The organism is Pseudovibrio sp. WM33, from assembly GCF_001623165.1.
In the GTDB taxonomy this organism is placed as follows: domain Bacteria; phylum Pseudomonadota; class Alphaproteobacteria; order Rhizobiales; family Stappiaceae; genus Pseudovibrio.
Genome location: NZ_LMCK01000149.1, coordinates 1 through 419 on the forward strand (window position 1 = coordinate 1; position 419 = coordinate 419).

At 58.5% G+C, this 419-nt stretch carries 1 protein-coding gene; it reads right to left on the reverse strand.

The annotated features are described in order from the left end of the window. The coding region (locus PsWM33_RS25305; RefSeq protein WP_244276744.1) for a peptidase P60 at positions 1 to 338 on the reverse strand (338 nt) is incomplete at its 3' end. Positions 339 to 419: the final 81 nt, after the last annotated feature.

Sequence of the window (419 nt, forward strand, 5' to 3'; positions counted from 1 at the left end):
ACGCCCGGCCTGCTGATCAGGCCCGCGTGTTTTGCAATCGCCCCGGCTCGCACCCGGAACACCACCACCGCTCCAAGGCCGGGCGGGTCCAGCGCTGCAGGCTGGAAGTATTTCTGCCCGGCTTCCAAAAGCGTTTCACGTGTTCCAACCTCTCCCCAATCAGGAGAATAGGCAGGAACCGTTTGGGGCTCAGCTCCGTATAGCTCCCGCCAGATCCCGCGCACCAATCCCAGACAATCACAACCAGCCCCTTTGACACTGGCTTGATGATGGTAAGGCGTTCCAAGCCAGCCACGGGCAAGCGCAACAACCTTATTTGACATAGGAGGAACCGTCATTTTTCTGCTCATCCTGTTCAGCGTAGGACAAAATAAAATCGGGGCCGGGCATGTGCGGAAAGCCGCGATAGTTCACCGCGT